21 protein-coding genes are annotated in these 22528 nt (G+C 55.1%); 10 read left to right on the top strand and 11 right to left on the bottom strand.

From position 1 onward, the window contains the following. Window positions 1-347 precede the first annotated feature (347 nt). The 5 genes from lldP to trmL all read left to right on the top strand — a co-directional run bounded on the left by lldP (window position 348) and on the right by trmL (window position 5998). The gene (gene lldP, locus ACOTXF_RS20130; protein ID WP_045414869.1) at window positions 348-2003 is read left to right on the top strand and encodes an L-lactate permease; all 1656 of its coding nucleotides are present in this window, start codon (window positions 348-350) and stop codon (window positions 2001-2003) included. Further along, window positions 2000-2773, top strand: a complete 774-nt coding sequence (gene lldR, locus ACOTXF_RS20125; RefSeq protein WP_032654503.1) for a transcriptional regulator LldR — start codon at window positions 2000-2002, stop codon at window positions 2771-2773. The genes lldP and lldR overlap by 4 nt, the downstream gene beginning before the upstream one ends. Beyond that, a complete protein-coding gene (gene lldD / locus ACOTXF_RS20120; protein WP_008502721.1) occupies window positions 2770-3957 on the top strand; it encodes a quinone-dependent L-lactate dehydrogenase in 1188 nt (395 codons plus the stop codon). Before lldR ends, lldD begins: the two co-directional genes overlap by 4 nt. Window positions 3958-4138: 181 nt before the next feature. Continuing rightward, a complete protein-coding gene (locus tag ACOTXF_RS20115) occupies window positions 4139-5479 on the top strand; it encodes an MFS transporter (protein WP_232926978.1) in 1341 nt (446 codons plus the stop codon). A gap of 45 nt (window positions 5480-5524) precedes the next feature. After that, window positions 5525-5998, top strand: a complete 474-nt coding sequence (gene trmL / locus ACOTXF_RS20110) for a tRNA (uridine(34)/cytosine(34)/5-carboxymethylaminomethyluridine(34)-2'-O)-methyltransferase TrmL (RefSeq protein WP_021242431.1) — start codon at window positions 5525-5527, stop codon at window positions 5996-5998. On the opposite strand, the gene cysE is transcribed toward trmL, so the two are convergent. From cysE to ACOTXF_RS20085, 5 genes are all read right to left on the bottom strand, one after another. Continuing rightward, window positions 5995-6816, bottom strand: a complete 822-nt coding sequence (gene cysE / locus ACOTXF_RS20105) for a serine O-acetyltransferase (RefSeq protein ID WP_008502718.1) — start codon at window positions 6814-6816, stop codon at window positions 5995-5997. The genes trmL and cysE overlap by 4 nt on opposite strands. Window positions 6817-6890: 74 nt before the next feature. Next, on the bottom strand, window positions 6891-7910 hold the full coding sequence (gene gpsA, locus ACOTXF_RS20100) for an NAD(P)H-dependent glycerol-3-phosphate dehydrogenase (protein WP_008502717.1): 1020 nt from the start codon (window positions 7908-7910) through the stop codon (window positions 6891-6893). Then, window positions 7910-8377, bottom strand: coding sequence for a protein-export chaperone SecB (secB, locus tag ACOTXF_RS20095; protein ID WP_008502716.1), 468 nt, complete (start codon window positions 8375-8377; stop codon window positions 7910-7912). Before secB ends, gpsA begins: the two co-directional genes overlap by 1 nt. A gap of 32 nt (window positions 8378-8409) precedes the next feature. Beyond that, window positions 8410-8661 carry a glutaredoxin 3 gene (gene grxC, locus ACOTXF_RS20090; protein WP_008502715.1) on the bottom strand — a complete coding sequence of 84 codons (252 nt, stop codon included), beginning with the start codon at window positions 8659-8661 and terminating at the stop codon, window positions 8410-8412. An 11-nt stretch (window positions 8662-8672) separates the two neighbouring features. After that, window positions 8673-9104 carry a rhodanese-like domain-containing protein gene (locus ACOTXF_RS20085; RefSeq protein ID WP_008502714.1) on the bottom strand — a complete coding sequence of 144 codons (432 nt, stop codon included), beginning with the start codon at window positions 9102-9104 and terminating at the stop codon, window positions 8673-8675. Between the two features lie 247 nt (window positions 9105-9351). On the opposite strand from ACOTXF_RS20085, the gene gpmM reads away from it, so the two are divergent. From gpmM to ACOTXF_RS20070, 3 genes are read left to right on the top strand one after another with little or no spacing between them, the layout of a single operon-like run. Next, window positions 9352-10896 carry a 2,3-bisphosphoglycerate-independent phosphoglycerate mutase gene (gene gpmM, locus ACOTXF_RS20080; RefSeq protein ID WP_232926981.1) on the top strand — a complete coding sequence of 515 codons (1545 nt, stop codon included), beginning with the start codon at window positions 9352-9354 and terminating at the stop codon, window positions 10894-10896. A 33-nt stretch (window positions 10897-10929) separates the two neighbouring features. Next, window positions 10930-12189, top strand: coding sequence for a murein hydrolase activator EnvC (gene envC / locus ACOTXF_RS20075; protein ID WP_025910576.1), 1260 nt, complete (start codon window positions 10930-10932; stop codon window positions 12187-12189). A gap of 3 nt (window positions 12190-12192) precedes the next feature. Continuing rightward, window positions 12193-13125 (top strand): divergent polysaccharide deacetylase family protein, encoded by a 933-nt coding sequence (locus ACOTXF_RS20070; RefSeq protein WP_047745822.1) that lies wholly within the window; start codon window positions 12193-12195, stop codon window positions 13123-13125. 33 nt (window positions 13126-13158) lie between these two features. On the opposite strand, the gene ACOTXF_RS20065 is transcribed toward ACOTXF_RS20070, so the two are convergent. The 6 genes from ACOTXF_RS20065 to kbl form a co-directional block, all read right to left on the bottom strand. After that, window positions 13159-14079: a capsular polysaccharide synthesis protein gene (locus ACOTXF_RS20065; protein ID WP_232926984.1), complete on the bottom strand. Its 921-nt coding sequence runs from the start codon at window positions 14077-14079 to the stop codon at window positions 13159-13161. Between the two features lie 15 nt (window positions 14080-14094). After that, window positions 14095-14943 (bottom strand): glycosyltransferase, encoded by an 849-nt coding sequence (locus ACOTXF_RS20060; RefSeq protein ID WP_047745825.1) that lies wholly within the window; start codon window positions 14941-14943, stop codon window positions 14095-14097. Between the two features lie 71 nt (window positions 14944-15014). Continuing rightward, window positions 15015-16277: an O-antigen ligase family protein gene (locus ACOTXF_RS20055; RefSeq protein ID WP_309487407.1), complete on the bottom strand. Its 1263-nt coding sequence runs from the start codon at window positions 16275-16277 to the stop codon at window positions 15015-15017. 63 nt (window positions 16278-16340) lie between these two features. Continuing rightward, window positions 16341-17921 (bottom strand): sulfatase-like hydrolase/transferase, encoded by a 1581-nt coding sequence (locus tag ACOTXF_RS20050; RefSeq protein ID WP_047745829.1) that lies wholly within the window; start codon window positions 17919-17921, stop codon window positions 16341-16343. A gap of 177 nt (window positions 17922-18098) precedes the next feature. Then, complete coding sequence (gene tdh, locus ACOTXF_RS20045) at window positions 18099-19124, bottom strand: L-threonine 3-dehydrogenase (RefSeq protein WP_021242426.1); 1026 nt, start codon at window positions 19122-19124, stop codon at window positions 18099-18101. Window positions 19125-19133: 9 nt separating this feature from the next. Further along, complete coding sequence (gene kbl, locus ACOTXF_RS20040) at window positions 19134-20330, bottom strand: glycine C-acetyltransferase (protein ID WP_023294809.1); 1197 nt, start codon at window positions 20328-20330, stop codon at window positions 19134-19136. A 215-nt stretch (window positions 20331-20545) separates the two neighbouring features. Here kbl and rfaD point away from each other — a divergent pair, with 215 nt between their 5' ends. Together rfaD and rfaF are read left to right on the top strand one after the other, a co-directional pair. After that, window positions 20546-21478 (top strand): ADP-glyceromanno-heptose 6-epimerase, encoded by a 933-nt coding sequence (gene rfaD, locus ACOTXF_RS20035; RefSeq protein WP_008502707.1) that lies wholly within the window; start codon window positions 20546-20548, stop codon window positions 21476-21478. Window positions 21479-21480: 2 nt separating this feature from the next. Continuing rightward, window positions 21481-22527: an ADP-heptose--LPS heptosyltransferase RfaF gene (rfaF, locus tag ACOTXF_RS20030; protein WP_008502706.1), complete on the top strand. Its 1047-nt coding sequence runs from the start codon at window positions 21481-21483 to the stop codon at window positions 22525-22527. Window position 22528 lies beyond the last annotated feature (1 nt).

Raw genomic sequence — 22528 nt, 5'->3', positions numbered from 1 at the left:
GTCCAGGGCATAGCGAGTCTCCTCTTCTATGCCAGTTATAACTGTTACCCATGTATCCGGTCTAAAGTGTTACCCATGTTTCCGGTTCATACCCTGCGCTTACCCGGCCTACTCTTTTCCCCTTCGCGTGAATTGGTCCAACCAATAGTGCAATCAATCCTCCCCCGGTTCACAATTCCATTATTTCCGCTCACAAAACCATTGCTAGCTCATAACATCTGGTTAACCATTCATTGTCATTAACCCTACAACACAACATTGGCAGGACCACTTTTACACAGACTGTGACGCAGAGATGAGCGGAGACTCACCCGCAGCGCAGGCTGTCTGGTCCCCAGGAGACCTGCATGAGCCTCTGGCAACAAAACTACGACCCGGCCGGAAATATCTGGCTATCGAGCCTGATCGCATCGCTGCCGATCCTGTTCTTCTTCTTTGCGCTGATTAAGCTCAAGCTGAAGGGCTACCTTGCCGCGACGTACACCGTCGCCATCGCCCTGATGGTGGCGCTGTTCTTCTACAAGATGCCGGTCGATCGCGCGTTGGCCTCCGTCGTCTACGGTTTCTTCTACGGCCTGTGGCCGATTGCGTGGATCATCATCGCGGCGGTCTTCGTCTATAAAATCTCGGTGAAAACCGGGCAGTTCGACATCATCCGCTCGTCGATTCTCTCCATCACGCCGGACCAGCGCCTGCAGATGCTGATTGTCGGCTTCTCCTTCGGGGCGTTTCTGGAAGGCGCGGCAGGCTTTGGCGCACCGGTGGCGATCACCGCCGCGCTGCTGGTCGGTCTGGGCTTTAACCCGCTGTATGCCGCGGGCCTGTGCCTGATTGTGAACACCGCGCCGGTGGCGTTTGGCGCGATGGGTATTCCGATTCTGGTGGCCGGACAGGTCACCGGGCTGGACAGTTTCGAGATCGGCCAGATGGTTGGCCGCCAGCTGCCCTTCCTGACCATTATCGTCCTCTTCTGGATCATGGCGATTATGGACGGCTGGCGCGGCGTGAAGGAGACCTGGCCTGCGGTGATGGTGGCAGGCGGTTCGTTCGCGATTGCCCAGTACCTCAGCTCGAACTTCCTTGGCCCGGAGCTGCCGGACATCATCTCTTCGCTGGTGTCGCTGGTCTGCCTGACGCTGTTCCTGAAACGCTGGCAGCCGGTTCGTATTTTCCGCTTCGCCGACATGGGCGCTTCGCAGGTCGATCAAACGCTGGCCCGCACCGGCTACACCGCAGGCCAGGTGATCCGCGCCTGGTCGCCGTTCCTGTTCCTGACCGCCACGGTTACGCTGTGGAGCATCCCGCCGTTTAAAGCCCTGTTCGCCCCGGGCGGCGCGCTGTACGACATGGTCATTAACGTTTCTGTCCCGTTCCTCGACAAGATGGTCGCCCGTATGCCGCCGGTGGTGCACGCCGCCACGCCGTATGCCGCGGTCTATAAATTCGACTGGTTCTCCGCCACCGGGACCGCCATCCTGTTTGCCGCTATTCTTTCCGTGGTGTGGCTGCGCATGAAACCTGCGGCCGCGGTGCAAACCTTTGCGGCGACGATTAAGGAGCTGATGCTGCCGATTTACTCCATCGGCATGGTGCTGGCGTTCGCGTTTATCTCGAACTACTCCGGCCTGTCATCAACGCTGGCACTGGCGCTGGCCCATACCAGCCACGCCTTCACCTTCTTCTCGCCGTTCCTTGGCTGGCTGGGGGTGTTCCTGACCGGTTCCGATACCTCGTCTAACGCCCTGTTTGCCGCACTGCAGGCCACGGCGGCCCAGCAGATTGGCGTGTCGGACGTCCTGCTGGTGGCCGCAAACACGACGGGCGGCGTGACCGGGAAAATGATCTCCCCGCAGTCCATTGCCATTGCCTGTGCGGCGGTGGGACTGGTCGGTAAAGAGTCGGATCTGTTCCGCTTTACCGTGAAACATAGCCTGATATTCACCTGTATGGTCGGAGTCATCACCACCCTGCAGGCCTATGTCTTAACCTGGATGATCCCATGATAGTGATGCCCAGACGCCTGTCCGACGAGATTGCCTCTCGCGTGCGGGCGCTGATTGAAGAACAACAGCTGGAAGCGGGCATGAAGTTGCCCGCCGAACGCCAGCTCGCCGCCCAGCTTGGCGTGTCGCGCAATTCACTGCGCGAGGCGCTGGCAACGCTGGTCAGCGAAGGGGTGCTGGTAAGCCGTCGCGGCGGCGGCACCTTTGTACGCTGGCAGCATGACGACTGGTCCGAGCAAAACATCGTTCAGCCGCTGAAAACGCTGATGGAGAACGACCCGGACTACAGCTTCGACATCCTTGAAGCGCGTCACGCCATCGAAACCAGTACCGCCTGGCACGCGGCCATGCGGGCAACCGAGGCCGACAAAGAGAAACTCATCGCCTGCTTTGAGGCCACGCAAAGCAGCGACCCGGATATCGCCTCCCAGGCGGACGTGCGCTTTCACCTGGCGATTGCCGAGGCGTCGCACAACGTGGTGCTGCTCCAGACCATGCGCGGGTTCTTCGACCTGCTGCAATCCTCCGTGAAGCAGAGCCGCCAGCGGATGTATCTGGTTCCGCCGGTGTTTGCCCAGCTGACCGAACAACACGAGGCGGTGCTCAACGCCATTCTGGCCGGTGATGCCGAGGCCGCACGCAAAGCGATGATGGCGCATCTCGGTTTCGTGCACACCACGATTAAACGATTCGATGAAGACCAGGCCCGACAGGCGCGTATTACCCGTCTGCCTGGCGACAGTGATATTTCCAGGGAGAACAAAGCATGATTATTTCAGCAGCCAGTGACTATCGCGCCGCGGCGCAGCGCATTTTGCCCCCGTTCCTGTTCCACTACATTGACGGCGGGGCGTATGCCGAATACACCCTGCGCCGCAACGTGGAAGACTTGTCGGAGGTGGCGCTGCGCCAGCGCGTGCTGAAGAATATGTCTGACCTCAGCCTTGAGACGAAACTGTTCAACGAAACGCTCTCCATGCCGGTCGCGCTCGCACCTGTCGGCTTATGCGGCATGTACGCCCGCCGTGGTGAAGTGCAGGCCGCCGCCGCGGCGGATGCCAAAGGCATTCCGTTTACCCTCTCTACCGTCTCGGTTTGTCCGATCGAAGAGGTCGCCCCGACCATCAAGCGACCGATGTGGTTCCAGCTGTACGTCCTGCGCGATCGCGGCTTTATGCGTAACGCGCTGGAGCGCGCCAAAGCGGCGGGCTGCTCCACGCTGGTCTTTACCGTTGATATGCCGACCCCCGGCGCGCGCTACCGCGATGCGCACTCCGGCATGAGCGGCCCAAATGCGGCGCTCCGCCGCTACTGGCAGGCGGTAACGCATCCACAGTGGGCGTGGGACGTCGGCCTGAACGGTCGTCCACACGATCTGGGGAATATCTCGGCGTATCTGGGTAAACCCACCGGGCTGGAGGATTACATCGGCTGGCTGGCGAACAACTTCGATCCGTCCATCTCCTGGAAAGACCTGGAGTGGATCCGCGAATTCTGGGATGGCCCGATGGTGATCAAGGGGATCCTCGACCCGGAAGATGCCCGCGATGCGGTCCGCTTTGGCGCAGACGGGATTGTGGTTTCTAACCACGGCGGCCGCCAACTCGACGGGGTGCTCTCCTCCGCCCGCGCCCTGCCGGCCATTGCCGATGCGGTGAAAGGCGATATCGCCATCCTGGCCGACAGCGGGATCCGCAACGGGCTGGACGTGGTGCGCATGATTGCGCTGGGTGCCGACAGCGTGCTGCTGGGGCGCGCGTATCTGTACGCCCTGGCGACCGCGGGCCAGGCGGGCGTGGCGAATCTGCTTAACCTGATCGAAAAAGAGATGAAGGTGGCTATGACGCTGACCGGTGCAAAAACGATTAGCGAAATCAGCAGGGATTCTCTGGTTCAGGAGTTAAGCAAATTACCGGCAGCGCTGGCTCCGCTTGCTCAGGGAAACGCGGCCTGAATTATCCCTCGTTAACATCTCTTCTCATGCGTCCGATCTCCCCCTCGGGCGCTTTTTTATGCCAAAAATAACATCCAGATAACATATTGGATAAGAAAATTTGACATCTACCTGTCGCCCGCAATTGTATAGACAAGCAAAGACAAGAACACAAAAACAACATCACATCAGAGGGGAGCGTATGACCTATTCAGGTAAGGTGGATATTCAGCAGGTGATCGACGACAGCCGCTTTTCAGGGTTTCACTGGCTGCTCATTGTGCTGGGCTTTCTGGTTCTGGCGATCGATGGCTTTGATACGGCGGCGATGGGCTACATCGCGCCTACGCTGTCGGCAGAATGGGGGATCCACAAGCAGGATCTGGGGCCGGTGCTGAGCGCCGCGCTGCTGGGGCTGTCGCTGGGCGCGCTGATTGCCGGTCCGGTATCGGACCGGATGGGGCGCAAGCGCGTGCTGGTCTTTTCGTGCCTGTTCTTCGGCCTTGCGAGCCTGGGGACGGCCTGGGCGCAAAGCCTGAATACCCTGACGCTGTGGCGCTTCCTGACCGGCCTGGGGCTCGGTGCCGCCATGCCGAACGCCATTACGCTGATCTCCGAGTTTGCCCCCCAGCGCTGTCGCGCGATGGCGATCAATACCATGTACTGCGGCTTCCCTCTGGGTGCGGCGGGCGGCGGCGCGATCTCGTCCTGGCTGATTCCCCACCACGGCTGGCGAAGCGTGCTGCTGACCGGCGCAATTGCGCCGCTGGTTTTAACGCTGCTGCTGGCGCTGCTTTTACCGGAGTCGGTGAAGTTTCTGGTGCAGCGCGGGAAAGACATCATGCAGGTCCGCCGTATCGCCAGCCGGTTCTCGCGCAGCACGCTGGAGGGCGTCACGGGCTTTTTCCTGGCGGAGGAGAAGGTCGCGTCTAAAAAAGGGAGCGTGTCGCAGCTGTTTTCCATGCCCTGGCTGCCCGGCACCCTGATGCTGTGGGTGACCTATTTTATGGGGCTGGTGATTTACTACGTCCTGCTGAGCTGGATGCCGACGCTGATGCAGGGGATGGGCTATGCCCTGGCGGAATCCGCCTGGCTCACCTCGCTGTTCACCTTTGGCGGTACCGCAGGCATTCTGCTCGCGGGCTGGATGATGGACCGCTGGGAAGCGCACAGGGTGGTTGCGTGTGGTTTCGTCCTGACGATGGGCCTTATTCTGGTACTGGGCATTGAGCATAACCATATCGCCCTGTTTGGCGGGCTGATCTTCCTGATGGGGATCGCGATGAACGGTGCGCAGTCGGGCATGCAGACCCTGGTCGCCACCTTTTACCCTACCGAGTGCCGCGCGACGGGCATCGCCTGGATGCAGGGCATCGGCCGCTTTGGCGGCGTGGCGGGAACCATGACCAGCGCCCAGCTTCTTTCCATGCAGTGGCAGGCGGACAGTATTTTAATGATCCTCAGCGTGCCCGCCCTGGTGGCCGCGGCGGCAACCGTCTACAAAATGCTGTACAGCCGCTCGCAGGAACCCGGCGTCGCGTAGTTCCTCTCTTTTCTGCTATCCTGCCCCCGCAATTAAGGGGGCAGCATGCTTAACATCGTTTTATTCGAACCAGAAATTCCGCCGAATACCGGCAATATTATCCGCCTGTGTGCCAACACCGGTTTTCGTCTGCACATTATTGAGCCGATGGGCTTTACGTGGGACGACAAACGCCTGCGTCGCGCAGGGCTGGATTATCATGAATTTACCGCCGTTATTCGCCACCACGATTACGCCGCGTTTCTGGAAGCAGAGCAGCCGCAGCGCATGTTCGCCCTGACCACCAAAGGCACGCCAGCGCACAGCGCCGTAAGCTATCAGGCAGGTGACTATCTGATGTTTGGCCCGGAAACCCGCGGCCTGCCGGCCACGATCCTGGATGCCCTGCCCGCTGAGCAGAAAATCCGTATTCCGATGATGCCGGACAGCCGCAGCATGAACCTGTCGAACGCGGTGTCGGTGGTGGTGTATGAAGCATGGCGCCAGCTGGGATATCCGGGCGCCATTCTCAGAAGTTAAATGCCGTCACCATACTCGAAGGTATGGTGAATGCCGTTGAAGTGCTGATCCATATCCATGGACGGCTTATCGCTGTCTGGCTTACCGACGATGCGCGCCGGTACGCCAGCGGCGGTGGTGTGCGGCGGCACCGGCTGGAGCACCACGGAGCCTGCGCCAATCTTCGCGCCGCGCCCGACTTCGATATTGCCGAGAATTTTGGCACCCGCGCCAATCATCACCCCTTCACGAATTTTCGGATGGCGATCGCCGCTGGTTTTCCCGGTACCGCCCAGGGTAACCGACTGCAGGATCGAGACGTCGTCTTCAATCACCGCCGTTTCCCCGACAACGATCCCGGTGGCGTGGTCGAGCATGATCCCGCGGCCAATCTTCGCCGCCGGATGAATATCAACCTGAAACGTCACGGAAACCTGGTTTTGCAGGAAGATCGCCAGCGCGCGGCGGCCTTCATTCCATAGCCAGTGGCCGATGCGGTAAGCCTGCAGGGCGTGGAAGCCTTTCAGGTACAGCAGCGGCGTAGAATATTTATCGACCGCCGGGTCACGCGTGCGCACCGCCTGGATATCGCAGGCGGCAGAGGCGATCATTTCCGGGTCAGCGGCGTAAGCCTCTTCCACCACCTCACGAATCGCAATCGCGGGCATGATCGAGGACGCCAGCTTGTTGGCGAGCATATAGCTCAGCGCGCTGCCGAGGTTTTCGTGCTTGAGTAGCGTTGCGTGGTAGAAACTGGCCAGCATAGGCTCACAGTCGGCCAGCGCCCGGGCTTCGGCTTTAATGTTATTCCAGACGATATCCAGTTCTTCACACGGCATTGCTTACTCCAGACGATAGTTAATGACCAGCCAGTTCTGCGCTGGCTGGGTCATTCAGGTGACAACGGTTCCGACTAGTTACTGCTGCGCTCGTCCTTGCGCGCACGACCTAATAAGGTCAATGCTGCCTCGCGCGCATTTTTTCCGCAATACAATACCTGATAAATTTCCTCGGTTATTGGCATTTCGACACCGAAACGGTGCGCCAACTCGCGGACTTCTTTGGTATTGCGGTAGCCTTCCACCACCTGGCCAATCTTCTCCTGCGCGTCTTTCACATCGCTGCCCTGTCCGAGCATCATGCCAAAGCGGCGGTTACGAGACTGGTTGTCGGTACAGGTCAGCACCAGATCGCCCAGGCCAGCCATTCCCATAAAGGTGGCCGGATCGGCACCCAGCGCTTCGCCCAGGCGGGACATCTCGGTCAGACCGCGGGTGATCAGCGCCGTACGGGCGTTGGCACCAAAACCAATGCCGTCGGACATCCCGGCGCCAATCGCAATCACGTTCTTCACCGCGCCGCCCAGCTGCACGCCGATAAAATCGGGGTTGCTGTAAACGCGGAAGCTCTTGCCGCAGTGCAGCAACTGCTGGAGATCGTCGGAGAAGGCCCGATCGGTGGAGGCCAGTGAAATCGCCGTCGGCAGGCCAGCGGCCAGCTCTTTGGCAAAGGTCGGGCCGGAAATGACCGCCAGCGGGATCGCATCACCCAGCGCTTCGCGGGCAACGTCCTGCAGCAGGCGTCCGGTTTCGGCTTCCAGTCCTTTCGTCGCCCAGACAACGCGCGCATCCGGGCGCATCAGCGGCTTAATCTGACGCAGCACGTCGCCAAAGACATGGCTCGGGACCACAATCAGAATGTTGCGGCTGGCCGCCAGCGCGGTCGCAAGGTCGCTTTCAAGGTGCAGGGTGTCAGGGAACGGAACGTCCGGGAGAAACGCCACGTTACAGCGGTCGCGCTGTAGCGTCGCGATATGTTTTGGGTCGTGGCCCCACAGGACCACATCGTGACCATTTCTTGCCAGCGTGATGGCAAGAGCGGTGCCGTATGAGCCGGCACCGATCACAGTCATTGACGCATTAACAGTGCTCATCAGGCATCCTGATGTTGTTCAGCACCTTCGCCAGCTTGCTGCTGCAGATAGTTCATGAACAGCGCATCAAAGTTAACTGGCGCAAGGTTCAGTTGCGGGAATGTACCGCGAGAAACCAGGCTGGTGATGCATTCACGTGCATACGGGAACAGAATGTTCGGGCAGTACGCACCCAGGCAATGCGCCATCTGGTTGCCTTCGATACCGCCGATGGAGAAGATACCGCCCTGCTGTACTTCACACAGGAAAGCAGTCTCTTCGCCCAGAGAAGCGGTCACGGTCACACGCAGTACGACTTCATACACGTCATCAGCCAGTTGGGTTGATGCGGTATCCAGATCAAGTTTAACCTCTGGCTGCCAGTCTTTCTGGAAAACGTGCGGCGCATTTGGCGCTTCAAAAGAGACATCTTTGGTGTAGATGCGCTGGATCTGGAAAATCATTTCATTATTGCTTTGTTCTGACATGGAAATACCCTTTTTAATTGTCCTAAAGTCTCTTAGCTCAGCAGCGGATCGAGTCCACCACGGGCATCGAGCGCATACAAGTCATCACAGCCGCCAATGTGCTGCGCATCAATAAAAATCTGTGGAACCGTCGTACGACCACTACGTTGGATCATCTCTTCGCGTTTAATCGCGTCACCGTCAATCGGCAGTTCCTGGAACGTGACGCCTTTGCTGTTCAGCAGCGCTTTCGCACGGTGGCAGAACGGGCACGTCGCTTTGGTGTAGATCTCAATATGGGCCATGACTGAACTCCTTATTTACCGCGTACCAAAGGAAGATTTTCCCCGCTCCAGCCGGAAATGCCTTCTTTCAGCACAGATACGTTTTCGAAGCCTGCTTTATGTAGCAGGCTGGCGGATTCCTGCGCCTGCATGCCGGTACCGTCAACAACGATAATCGGCTGGGCTTTATGCTTCTCAAGCTCGCCCACGTTGTTCGCTTTGATTTCAGCAGGCAGCAGGTTAATCGCACCTGCAATGTGCCCTTTGCGGAAATCGTCACGCTGACGCAGATCGACCACGACAGCATCTTCTTTGTTAATCAGACGCGTCGCTTCACCACGGGTGATAACCTTAATCTTAGACGTCAGGCTCTTAAATGTGGTGAACAGCACAGCAGCCAGCAGGCCAATCCACGCGATGCTCAGAACCGGATGGCGGCTAACGAATTGCATAATTTCTTGCATGGAGGGTTACTACTCCCGACTTAGTGATTAAAAAAACCAGGACAGGAGTATACCTGTGCGTTCTGGCAAATACAGCCAGCGACCCTAACCTAATCCATTTTCTGCGGCATGCCACCTAAAAAAATGCCTCAAAATGGTCTGGCGAGTACCTTGCCCCTGCGCTTTCTTTGATCTTCTGCGGCTATTTGATCGATTCAGCTGTAGTAAAATTACGCAAATTTTGACTCTTGAGCATGAGGTTGTCGCAATGTCGGTTTCTAAAAAACCTATGGTACTGGTGATTCTGGATGGCTATGGCTACCGTGAAGACAGCCAGGATAACGCTATTTTCAACGCCAAAACCCCGGTCATGGATGCCCTGTGGGCAAAACGTCCGCATACGCTGATTGACGCGTCTGGCCTGGAAGTGGGCCTGCCGGACCGCCAGATGGGCAACTCCGAAGTCGGTCACGTTAACCTGGGCGCCGGGCGTATCGTGTATCAGGACCTAACGCGTCTGGACGTTGAAATCAAAGAACGCACCTTCTTCACCAACCCAACGTTGTGTGGCGCGGTTGATAAAGCCGTTGCTGCTGGCAAGGCCGTTCACATCATGGGTCTGCTCTCTGCTGGCGGCGTTCACAGCCACGAAGATCACATCATGGCAATGGTTGAACTGGCCGCTGAGCGCGGTGCGGAAAAAATCTATCTGCACGCCTTCCTGGACGGTCGCGACACGCCACCACGCAGTGCGGAAGGCTCCCTGAAAGCCTTTGAAGACAAATTCGCCGCGCTGGGTAAAGGCCGCGTGGCCTCCATCATTGGTCGTTACTACGCCATGGACCGCGACAACCGCTGGGATCGCGTTGAACAGGCCTATGACCTGCTGACCCTGGCAAAAGGGGAATTCCAGTTTGCGACCGCCGTTGAAGCGCTGGAAGCGGCTTATGCACGCGATGAAAACGACGAATTCGTGAAAGCGTCCGTGATTCGCGCTGAAGGCCAGGCCGATGCCGCCATGGAAGACGGCGACGCGCTGATCTTCATGAACTTCCGCGCTGACCGCGCGCGCGAAATTACCCGTGCGTTCGTCAACAGCGACTTCGACGGTTTTGCCCGTAAGAAAGTAGTAAACATCGACTTCATCCAGTTGACCGAATACGCGGCAGACATCAAAGCGCCGTGCGCATACCCACCGGCCTCGCTGGCAAACACCTTCGGTGAGTGGATGGCGAAGAACGACAAAACGCAGTTGCGTATTTCCGAAACGGAAAAATACGCGCACGTGACCTTCTTCTTTAACGGTGGCGTTGAAGAGCCGTTCAAAGGCGAAGAACGTATTCTGATCAACTCCCCGAAAGTCGCCACCTACGATCTGCAGCCAGAAATGAGCTCTGCAGAATTGACTGAAAAATTGGTTGCGGCCATCGAGAGCGGCAAATACGACACCATCATCTGTAACTACCCGAACGGCGACATGGTCGGTCATACCGGGGTGATGGAAGCGGCAGTGAAAGCGGTTGAAGCGCTGGACCACTGCGTTGAGCAGGTGGCGAAAGCGGTTGAATCCGTGGGCGGCCAGCTGCTGATCACCGCGGATCACGGTAACGCTGAACAGATGCGCGACCCGGCGACCGGACAGGCGCACACCGCCCACACCAACCTGCCGGTTCCGCTGATTTATGTGGGTGATAAATCAGTGAAAGCCGTAGAAGGCGGCAAGCTTTCTGACATCGCGCCAACCATGTTGTCGCTGATGGGGATGCCGATCCCTGAAGAGATGACTGGTAAGCCGCTGTTCATCGTGGAATAATCGCTCCCCATGAGGGGAAAGGCGATTTTTTCAATCACATGGGTCGTGAAGCCGCTTAGGTTATCAGTCAGACCTCTGTTTTACGCCAGCGCACTCAGCGCTGGCGTATTGCTGTGCGCCGCATCTGCCCACGCGGATGACCGCGACCAGCTGAAATCCATTCAGGCCGATATCGCCGCCAAAGAGCGTGCGGTACGCCAACAGCAGCAACAGCGCGCCGCCCTGCTCGCCCAGCTTAAGCAGCAGGAAGAGGCCATCTCCGCTGCCACACGTAAACTCCGTGAAACGCAAAACACCCTTGCCCAGTTGAATAAGCAGATCGACGAGATGAACGCGTCGATTGCCAAACTGGAGCGCCAGCGCGATGCGCAGGAGCGCAACCTTGCCGCACAGCTTGATGCCGCATTCCGCCAGGGTGAACATACCGGACTCCAGCTGATCCTCAGCGGCGAAGAGAGCCAGCGCGGCCAGCGCCTGCAGGCCTACTTTGGCTATCTGAACCAGGCGCGTCAGGAGACGATCGCGCAGCTGAAGCAGACGCGCGAAGAGGTTTCCACGCAAAAAGCCGAGCTGGAAGAGAAGCAGAGCCAGCAGCAGACGCTGCTCTACGATCAGCAGGCCCAGCAGGCAAAGCTTGAGCAGGCACGCAACGAGCGCAAGAAAACCCTGGCCGGTCTCGAGTCCTCGATTCAGGAAGGGCAGAGCCAGCTGAGCGAAATGCGCGCCAACGAATCCAAACTGCGTAACAGCATCGCCCGTGCGGAAGCCGCGGCGAAAGCGCGCGCCGAAAAAGAGGCTCGCGAGGCGCAGGCCGTTCGCGACAAGCAGCAGGAAGCGTCCCGCAAAGGGACCACCTACAAGCCAAGCGAAAGCGAACGTTCCCTGATGTCGCGTACCGGCGGCCTCGGCTCTCCTCGCGGTCAGGCTTTCTGGCCCGTTCGCGGTTCAATTCTGCATCGCTATGGCGAACAGCTGCAGGGTGAGCTACGTTGGAAAGGGATCGTTATCGGTGCGTCTGAAGGTAGCGAAGTGAAAGCCATCGCCGATGGCCGCGTGATTCTGGCCGACTGGCTGCAGGGTTACGGGCTTGTGGTAGTGGTCGAGCACGGTAAAGGCGACATGAGTCTTTACGGCTACAACCAGAGCGCGCTGGTCAGCGTCGGCACGCAGGTGCGCGCTGGCCAACCCATCGCCCTTGTGGGCAGCAGTGGCGGTCAGGGCCGCCCGTCACTCTATTTCGAAATTCGTCGTCAGGGTCAGGCGGTCAATCCACAGCCGTGGTTGGGAAGATAAGTTTTGCTTCAATTTCGTCGAATCGTTTTCTCCGTCGTCAGCGCGCTGGCGCTGGCTGCACCGGTATACGCCGGTAAGCTCGCTATCGTGATTGATGATTTCGGTTATCGCCCACATTATGAAAACCAGGTGCTGGCGATGCCGTCGGCCATCTCCGTTGCCGTCCTGCCGAATGCCCCCCACGCGCGTGAGATGGCGACCAAAGCCCACAGCAGCGGGCATCAGGTTCTCATCCACCTGCCTATGGCCCCACTCAGCAAGCAGCCGCTGGAAAAAGATACCCTGCGCCCGGATATGAGCAGTGAGGAGATTGAGCGCATCATCCGAGACGCCTACAACAAGGTGCCGTATGCCGTAGGGCTGAACAACCATATGGGCAGCGCGATGACCTCCAGCCTGTACGGGATGCTAAAAGTGATGCAGGCGCTGGAGCGTTACAATCTCTACTTCCTCGACAGCATGACCATCGGCAACAGCCAGGCGATGCGCGCCGCTCAGGGAACGGGCGTAAAGGTGATTAAGCGCAAGGTGTTCCTGGATGATACCCAGAACGAAGCCGATATTCGCGTGCAGTTTAATCGCGCGGTACAGCTGGCCCGCCGCAATGGTTCGGCCATTGCCATTGGTCACCCCCACCCGTCTACCGTTCGCGTCCTGCAGCAAATGCTGCCGACTTTACCTTCTGATATCACGCTGGTGCGCCCGAGCGATCTGCTGAATGAGCCGCAGGTGGATAGCTCTACGCCGAATTCTGCGCAGCCCGTGCCGACTGCACCGCGTAATCCGTTCCGCGGCGTGAAGCGCTGTGTACCGAAGCAGCCGCTTGAACCGGTCTACGCGACCCGCTTCTTCTCTGTCATCGGAGAGAGCATCAGTAACAGTGCGCTGGTGAAATACGTCCAGCAGCAGTGGCAGGGATGGGGTAAGAAAGCCTGACGATAATAAGCCACCGTCATGGTGGCTTTTTTCTCACTTTAGTTCGAAAGTGCCATCAAGGATCAGGCTATATATTGTCGGCTGGCCGTTGTTTGAAGTACGGTAAGACCCTTTATAAGACAATTTATATATGCCTATAGGGTCTTCCATAAATTGTTTTTGTATTTCAAGTGAGAAATGCTCATTCATACTATTTTTTAGTAAAAAACGATTTTCACCGAGCACAGGTTGAGATAAAATAATTTCTCTTGAGTGGCTATCGTTTTCAAAATAATAAGAAAAGATATAATCCATTAAAAAATAGTCTATGATTTTATCATGCTTTTGCCAGTATTCTAAAAGCACATTCATTACATTACCGATTAAATAGCCATTTTTCTCGGAAACCAAAAAATAAGTTGTCCAGAAACCGTTGCTAATACTCCCAGAGCAATCTGCTGGAGTGAAACGCAAAGAACAAAATGAGTAATTGGCAAGGTAGGAAGGTAAATCATGAGCCATAAATATGGTAGAGTCAAGCCATACACCGCCATATTCATACAATAAACAGCAACGTAATAAATCAGAGAAGTGAGCTTTACCGATCAATTCAGAATTATATTTCTCAATAATCACACCAGGTAGTGTGATATAATCCGAAAAATTATCTTCAGTAATAATTACAATCTCATATCCATTTGAGTGTTTATAAACAGAGTCGACACAGCGTTTAACTAACTCAGGCGCGTTATCCAGCCCCTGGAACCAGCAGATCCAGATAATGTTTGATTGCATCGGTTCCGCTGTGTGCGAATCGTCAGGTTGAACCTTGAGATCATCAATAATGCTAAAAATCGCTTCTTTTTTCTTCCGCTCAAAATGGCAAGCAGCACGCTGAAAAAGAGAAAAACCCGTTTTTTTGTGCCAGCGCCGGGTTTTCTTGATGAGCTTATTCGTTGCATTGAGATTCATCATTTCACCTAATTAAATTCAGAATAGCTCTTTTAGCGTACGGCGAAACAGTTTCATTTTTAATTTAGCATCTTTTTTACGCCCACGTAATAAGCAATTCATGCGCGATGATGTAAAGCCACGAAACGACATAAGTTGGAATAAATTATTGCTGCGGGTCACTTCAGACATGTGCCGGCGGTATTTAAAATAGAGTTTCCGATACGCATTGTATTTTTTAACCTGCGACGTAATCCGATCGCACCCGTGTTCAGCATCCACCATCGCAGTACTGAAACTGTATTTGATTCCTGGACCATACTTCAGAATTAATTTAATCCACACATCGCGATCTTGCTGCTGTTTAATTTCAGGGGAAAATCCGCCTACGCCTAACAGTTTTTCTTTTGTGGTCAATACCTGATTGCCAACCACGTTTTCACACAGAATATCCTGCAGCTCAATGATTCGTTTGTCATCAGTTTCTGGATAGGTGCGGTGGGTTTTGTCCAACCTGGCGGGCGTGTCCGTCACGAAAGCATACTTATCATCATACCGCTCAGCGAGCTTCGTCAGACGCTCTGGCAGGAAATAATCGTCGTCATCAAGCCCCGTTACAAACACGCCGTGCGAAAGCGCATAGCCCCGGTTACGGCTGAAGTTAGAACCGCTGTTCTTTTCGTTACGCTCGTAGATGAAATGTACAAAGCGCGCCTCACACTCAGCGCGCATACGCTCGATAAGTTGAGGGGTTTTCTCATTGGAGCAGTCATCAACAATAACCAATTCTACTGCGGGATATGTCTGAGCAATAACTGAACGAATTGCGCGTTCCAGCAACGCCTCTCTGTTGTGGGTGGTGATGATGACTGAAATCAGTTCGTTCATGGGGTACTCGTCTGGTAAAAGGTATTTCTCCCTCGGAAGAATACCTTTTTCCCGAGGGAGAATCAAAACGGTTACTTAATGACAGTACGATGTTTGTTTTGTTCCAGGAAAACAATCGACATTATCAGCGTCAACATCCACGCAACAGGAGTTGTTTTAGAATAGAACATCACACCACCTACGCCGAACATAACAATCGAAACCAGGAACGCGAAAAGTATAATACTTTTACGTTTACGTAATGCATACCAGCCAAGCGATATCACAAACAGAATATAAAGAAGAACGCCTGAAGGTCCTTTCACTGAAAGCGTTTCGACGATTTCATTATGAAGATGACCGCGGATGTGATCCAGCGCGCCTGACAAGCTTGGGTCTTTATTAACCTCGGCAATTATCTTTGCGTTTCGCTCATCTGTCGACTGCCATAAATAATTATTTTTAGACGCAGCTAATCCCGTTTTCCACATAGCAAAACGAGCCCCAACAGAAGTGGCACTGTTCGCTTTATCATAGGAAACAATGTCATTGTTAAAGTCGTTATAACGCTTTATCAGGCTGTCTTTCATCATAAATGCACCAGCCAGCAACGCGATCAGGAAAACCACAACTCCCTTCCATGGGATATGCTTTTCCTTGTAGAACTTCACTACCAGCAATGCGAAGAAAATAATCGGATAGGTCAGAATGGCTGCTCGAGTTTCTGTCGCCACCAGTACCAGGAAAGTGATAAAAAAATGCCCGAGTACAAACAACTCTTTCCATCTACTTAAACTGTGCTGAAGCACCAGAATCGTGTAGAACGAAATAAATGCAATGGTATAAGCGGCCCCTGTCGCATCCGCCCCACCGGCAAGAGAAAACGTAACCCTTTGGTTACCAAGAAAAATATTTTGGTATCCTGCATAGACAATAATCATCGCCTGCAGCGTGATGACCAGCAACATATGAATCTTATTGCTGCCGATTTTGAATTGCTCCCTGCTCACAAGCATGAAGATGGAGAATGCACCGAAAAGGCAGATTTTCCCGACTTCCAGATAGGCGCGATACGAGTTGATCGCCTCACTGTCAACCTTATACATCCGGTACCAGGCCAAATCGCAAATCCCAATAATCAACAGGACCAGACAAAGCCAGAATGCATCGTTCTTTCTGAAGTTTTTAATATCCAATAAGAAAATAACGAATGCTGTCACACCCGCCAGGCCCAAAATTTTGGCGGATAAGTTAGGTGAAACAACGACGCAACCAAAAGCTAAAGCACACAGTCCGAAGAGTAGCTGCAGCAATACAAACTGGACCTTATCTCGTTCTACATTAATCATCATCATTCCATTTACTATAAAGGCAAAGCAGACTAGCACGCTGCTAAAGGCAAGTTTATCGCACCTGTGTTAACGAATATTACGCCAGTCATAGGACTTCCCGGTCGTGTCCAGCACAGTAACGTCCTTATTATAACCAGCGAGCCAGGACTGTACCGACTGGACAGTCTCCCCCTGGCGATGGATTCCAAGCCACAGCTCTGCCAGCGTATTAATATCATCAGCTGACCACACGGTATTGTAATCTCCGGTGTATTGCTTGCTAGAATCCACCTGATTTCCGTACCAGATAAACACGGGGATCTGCAACGCCTCGCGTGGAGGATTAACGTTCCCGTGCGAGTAAGCTACAGCACGTTTCGGATCGCGAATCAAGCCATGATCTGAGAAATACATGACGGATGAGCGCGAGTTTTCGAGCAGGCTAAAAACGTTGCCCATCACTGTGTCTGTGTATCGCACCGAATTGTCATAACAATCATCAGCTTCATTATCACCCTGCAGCACCGCCTGGCTGGCAGGGAAGCGTCGACAGGAAGGTTCGTGACTTCCGTACAAATGCAGAACAATCAGTTTCTTGCCCGGCGTTTTTAACGCATTCCGCAACAGCGGCAGAAGGTCTTCGTCGTAGCCCCCGTCAATCCACTCATGCTGTTTCGTGTTCAGGGCAATTCCGGTAATGACGTTATTATGCGCCCCTCCTTTACCCTGACGACTAAACCAGTACGTATCATATCCCGCTTTGTTAGCGATATTGATGACGTTATCGCCATACTTACGAGGATCTCGTGCATTCACAGTATCGGCGGTCAACGCCAGCGGAACCGCCATAATCGTGACCGGAGCAGGCGTTACAGCATTACGGAACAATAATAGCTGCGATTTTTGCTTCTCCAGCTCCGGTGTCGTATCTCGAGGATAACCATAGATACCCATATTTGCCGTGCGCTCAGACTCACCAATAATCAATACATAGTTTTCGATGCCAGTATCGGATAGCGTGATTTTATAATCAGGAATGTTATTACCGATATTGGCCACCACGGCATTATCTTCGATGGCCTGCATAAAGACTTTAGACGTGCTGACAGGTGTTGCCTGAACCACGCGCTGCGCCAGGCTCTCTACGCTGCTTTTCCTGAGTTGATGCTGCAAGGCCTGACCATAAAAAGCCAGCAGCGTGACGGCAAGCGCAATGGCGGGCCAGCGACGAAAACGCGGCGCGACAGGCCATATCCCGGTATTGGTGGTAAAAATGAAAAACGCCGAGAGGGCGATAAAAATCAGGCAATCGCGCCAGTACAAACCGAGCATCGAACTTGCTTCACCCGGTGTCGTATTAAGTACGCTTAGCGCAAACCCATAGCTAAACGCAGAATTGAAATTACTCCAGGCATATAACTGTAAAGTGATGTCTGCCGCGACTGGAATTAATAAAATAATCGCAAGTACATTTCTGAATATTTTATTGTTTATACATTTTAACGCCAGCAATATCAGCGCAAAAACCAGCGCACGGTTAATTACCGCATTATATTTAGCATGTATAATATTAACGCCAATGACTATTAGCAGGGAAATAAAGAAAGTTAAGAAAGCGGTAAATCGCGAAGGTGTCTCAACCAACTTCTGTGGAAACAGTGTGGACATAATGACCTAATTAGCCTGGCAGAATCTTTCCTGACGCAATCATTTTAACTACTTGAATGAACGTGCGGAGAAGACGGAATGGAGAAAATTTCGCCAAAAGTTAACAAGTAACCTCTGGAAAGTCAAACCGCTAAGAAAGAACGCTGGCACCCGTAAAAGTGGTGCCAGCAGGCAGATTTAATCCCAGCTCAGAATCACTTTCCCTGACTGGCCGGAACGCATCGCGTCAAAGCCCTGCTGGAACTCATCGATGGAGAAACGGTGAGTAATAATCGGGGACAGATCCAGACCGGACTGAATCAACGCCGCCATCTTGTACCAGGTCTCAAACATCTCACGACCATAGATGCCCTTGATGAACAGCCCCTTGAAGATCACTTTGTTCCAGTCGATGGACATATCCGACGGCGGGATACCCAGCATCGCGATACGGCCACCGTGGTTCATGGTGTCGAGCATGGTGCGGAACGCCGGTGGCGCACCGGACATCTCCAGACCCACATCGAAGCCCTCGGTCATGCCCAGCTCTTCCATCACGTCGGTCAGGCTCTCTTTCGAGACATCCACAGCGCGGGTGACGCCCATTTTGCGCGCCAGCGACAGGCGGTATTCGTTTACATCGGTGATCACGACGTTGCGCGCACCTACATGCTTCGCCACGGCTGCCGCCATAATGCCGATGGGTCCCGCGCCGGAGACCAGCACGTCTTCACCGACCAGATCGAAGGAGAGCGCCGTGTGCACGGCGTTGCCGAACGGATCGAAAATGGAGGCCAGATCGTCAGAAATATTGTCCGGGATTTTGAAGGCGTTAAAGGCCGGGATCACCAGGTATTCCGCGAAGCAGCCCGGACGGTTCACGCCCACGCCGATGGTATTGCGGCACAGGTGCGTACGCCCGCCGCGGCAGTTACGGCAATGGCCGCAGGTAATGTGACCTTCACCGGAGACGCGGTCGCCGATTTTGAAGCCTTTCACTTCCTGGCCGATACCCACCACTTCACCGACATATTCGTGACCGACAACCATCGGTACAGGAATGGTTTTCTGCGACCACTGGTCCCAGTTGTAGATGTGAACGTCAGTACCGCAGATAGCCGTTTTACGAATTTTGATCAGCAGATCGTTATGACCGACTTCCGGTTCCGGCACGTCGGTCATCCAAATCCCTTCTTCCGCTTTCAGTTTGGATAACGCTTTCATCACACGTCCTCAGGCAATGACGCCCAGCTGTTTACCGATGCGGGTAAAGGCTTCCACCGCACGTTCAATTTGTTCAGGCGTATGCGCCGCAGACATCTGGGTGCGGATACGCGCCTGACCTTTTGGCACCACCGGGAAGAAGAACCCGGTGACGTAAATCCCTTCTTTCTGCAGTTCGCGGGCAAAGTTCTGCGCCACGACCGCATCACCCAGCATCACCGGAATGATCGCGTGGTCAGCACCAGCCAGGGTGAACCCTGCTGCGCTCATTTTTTCACGGAACAGACGCGCGTTGGACCACAGACGGTCGCGCAGTTCAGCGCCGGACTCCACCATCTCCAGCACTTTGATGGAGGCGGCAACAATCGCCGGTGCCAGGGAGTTGGAGAACAGATACGGACGCGAGCGCTGGCGCAGCCACTCCACCACCTCTTTACGCGCAGCGGTATAGCCGCCGGATGCGCCGCCGAGCGCTTTGCCCAGCGTGCCGGTGATGATGTCCACGCGACCCATTACGTCGCAGTATTCGTGGGAGCCGCGACCATTTTCGCCGACAAAACCGACCGCGTGAGAGTCATCGACCATCACCAGCGCGTCGTATTTATCCGCCAGGTCACACACGCCCTTCAGGTTGGCGATCACGCCGTCCATGGAGAATACGCCGTCGGTGGCGATCAGCACATGGCGAGCGCCCGCTTCACGGGCCTCTTTCAGGCGCGCTTCCAGCTCAACCATGTCGTTGTTGGCGTAGCGAAAACGCTTCGCTTTACACAAGCGTACGCCGTCGATGATGGAGGCGTGGTTCAGGGCGTCGGAGATAATCGCATCTTCTGCGCCGAGCAGAGTCTCGAACAGGCCGCCGTTGGCGTCGAAGCAGGAGGAGTAGAGAATCGCGTCTTCCATTCCGAGGAAGTTCGCCAGCTTTTGCTCAAGCTGCTTGTGGCTGTCCTGGGTACCGCAGATAAAGCGTACTGAGGCCATACCAAAACCGTGGGTATCCATGCCGTTTTTTGCCGCGGCAATCAGCTCAGGGTGATTCGCAAGACCTAAGTAGTTGTTCGCACAAAAGTTGATCACATGGCTGCCGTCGGCAACGGTGATGTCCGCCTGCTGTGCAGACGTGATAATACGCTCTTCCTTGAACAACCCTTCCGCACGTGCGGTCTCGAGGTCGCTGTTTAACTGTTTGTAAAAATCACCACGCATTGCAATTCTCCAGACTCGGCAAATTTCGGGACATATTACCCAAACCTATAGTTCATGACGAGATGACACGTCATCTCTTGTCGTTTTTGCAGCATAAATCACGTGTACCCTTGCGCTATGTCGGTGAATGGCTGAAGGGCAGCCATACTAATGATATGATAGAAACATTAGCGTCCGGGATTGTCCCCGGGCTCCACACTTCAAAGGTTACAGTTATGATCATCGTTACCGGCGGCGCAGGCTTTATCGGCAGCAATATTGTTAAGGCTCTCAATGACAAAGGCATCACCGACATCCTGGTGGTTGACAACCTGAAAGACGGCACCAAGTTCGTCAACCTGGTGGATCTGAACATCGCTGACTACATGGATAAAGAAGACTTCCTTATCCAGATTATGGCGGGCGAAGAGTTCGGCGAGATCGAAGCCATCTTCCACGAAGGTGCGTGTTCCTCCACCACCGAGTGGGACGGCAAGTACATGATGGACAACAACTATCAGTACTCCAAAGAGATCCTGCACTACTGCCTGGAGCGTGAAATTCCGTTCCTGTATGCCTCTTCTGCCGCCACTTACGGCGGGCGCACCTCGGACTTCATCGAGTCCCGCGAATATGAGCAGCCGCTGAACGTCTACGGCTACTCCAAATTCCTGTTCGACGAGTACGTGCGTCAGGTACTGCCAGAAGCGAACTCGCAGATCGTCGGCTTCCGCTACTTCAACGTCTACGGACCGCGCGAAGGCCACAAAGGCAGCATGGCGAGCGTGGCGTTCCACCTGAACACCCAGCTGAATAACGGTGAAAGTCCAAAACTGTTCGAAGGCAGCGACGGCTTTAAGCGTGACTTCGTTTACGTGGGCGACGTGGCGGCCGTAAACCTGTGGTTCTGGGAAAACGGCGTGTCCGGCATCTTCAACCTGGGTACCGGCCGCGCAGAGTCCTTCCAGGCGGTGGCTGACGCCACGCTGGCGTACCACAAAAAAGGCAGCATTGAGTACATTCCGTTCCCGGACAAGCTGAAAGGCCGCTATCAGGCGTTCACCCAGGCTGACCTGACTAACCTGCGCGCAGCGGGTTATGACAAGCCGTTCAAAACCGTTGCCGAAGGCGTAACGGAGTATATGGCCTGGCTGAACCGCGACGCGTAAGTATGAAGATTCTGGTGATCGGCCCGTCATGGGTGGGCGACATGATGATGTCGCAAAGTCTCTATCGCACGCTCAAGGCGCGCTATCCCCAGGCGATAATCGACGTGATGGCACCCGCGTGGTGCCGTCCGCTGTTATCGCGTATGCCGGAAGTGAATGAAGCTATCCCGATGCCGCTCGGCCACGGGGCGCTGGAAATTGGCGAACGCCGCAAGCTCGGCCATAGCCTGCGCGAGAAGCGGTATGACCGCGCGTATGTTCTGCCCAACTCCTTTAAATCTGCCCTGGTGCCCTTCTTTGCGGGCATTCCGCATCGCACCGGCTGGCGCGGCGAAATGCGCTACGGCCTGCTGAACGATGCGCGCGTGCTGGATAAAGCGGCCTGGCCATTAATGGTGGAGCGCTACGTGGCGCTGGCCTATGACAAAGGCGTGATGCGCAGCGCGAAAGACCTGCCGCAGCCGCTGCTCTGGCCCCAGCTTCAGGTTAACGACGGTGAAAAATCCCAGACCTGCAGCGCGTTTGGCCTTTCGGCTGAACGTCCGATGATTGGCTTCTGCCCTGGCGCCGAGTTCGGCCCGGCAAAACGCTGGCCGCACTACCACTATGCAGAGCTGGCGAAACAGCTGATCGACGAAGGCTACCAGATTGTCCTGTTCGGTTCGGCAAAAGACCACGAGGCGGGCAACGAAATTCTCGCGACGCTCAGTAATGAACAGCAGGCCTGGTGCCGCAACCTGGCGGGAGAAACGCAGCTTGAGCAGGCGGTTATCCTGATTGCTGCCTGCCACGCTGTGGTTACCAACGATTCAGGCCTGATGCACGTCGCCGCTGCGCTCAACCGTCCGCTGGTGGCGCTGTATGGGCCAAGCAGCCCGGACTTTACGCCTCCGCTTTCCCATAAAGCGCGCGTTATTCGCCTGATCACCGGCTACCACAAGGTGCGCAAAGGCGATGCCGCTGAAGGTTATCATCAGAGCCTGATCGACATTACCCCGCAGCGCGTTCTTGAAGAGCTTAACGAACTGCTGTTGAGCGAAGAAGGATAAC

Source organism: Enterobacter cloacae complex sp. IR53041 (genome assembly GCF_049238285.1).
Lineage (GTDB): Bacteria > Pseudomonadota > Gammaproteobacteria > Enterobacterales > Enterobacteriaceae > Enterobacter > Enterobacter roggenkampii.
The sequence above is the reverse complement of the archived record's forward strand: the minus strand, read 5'-3'. Positions and strand labels throughout refer to the sequence as shown.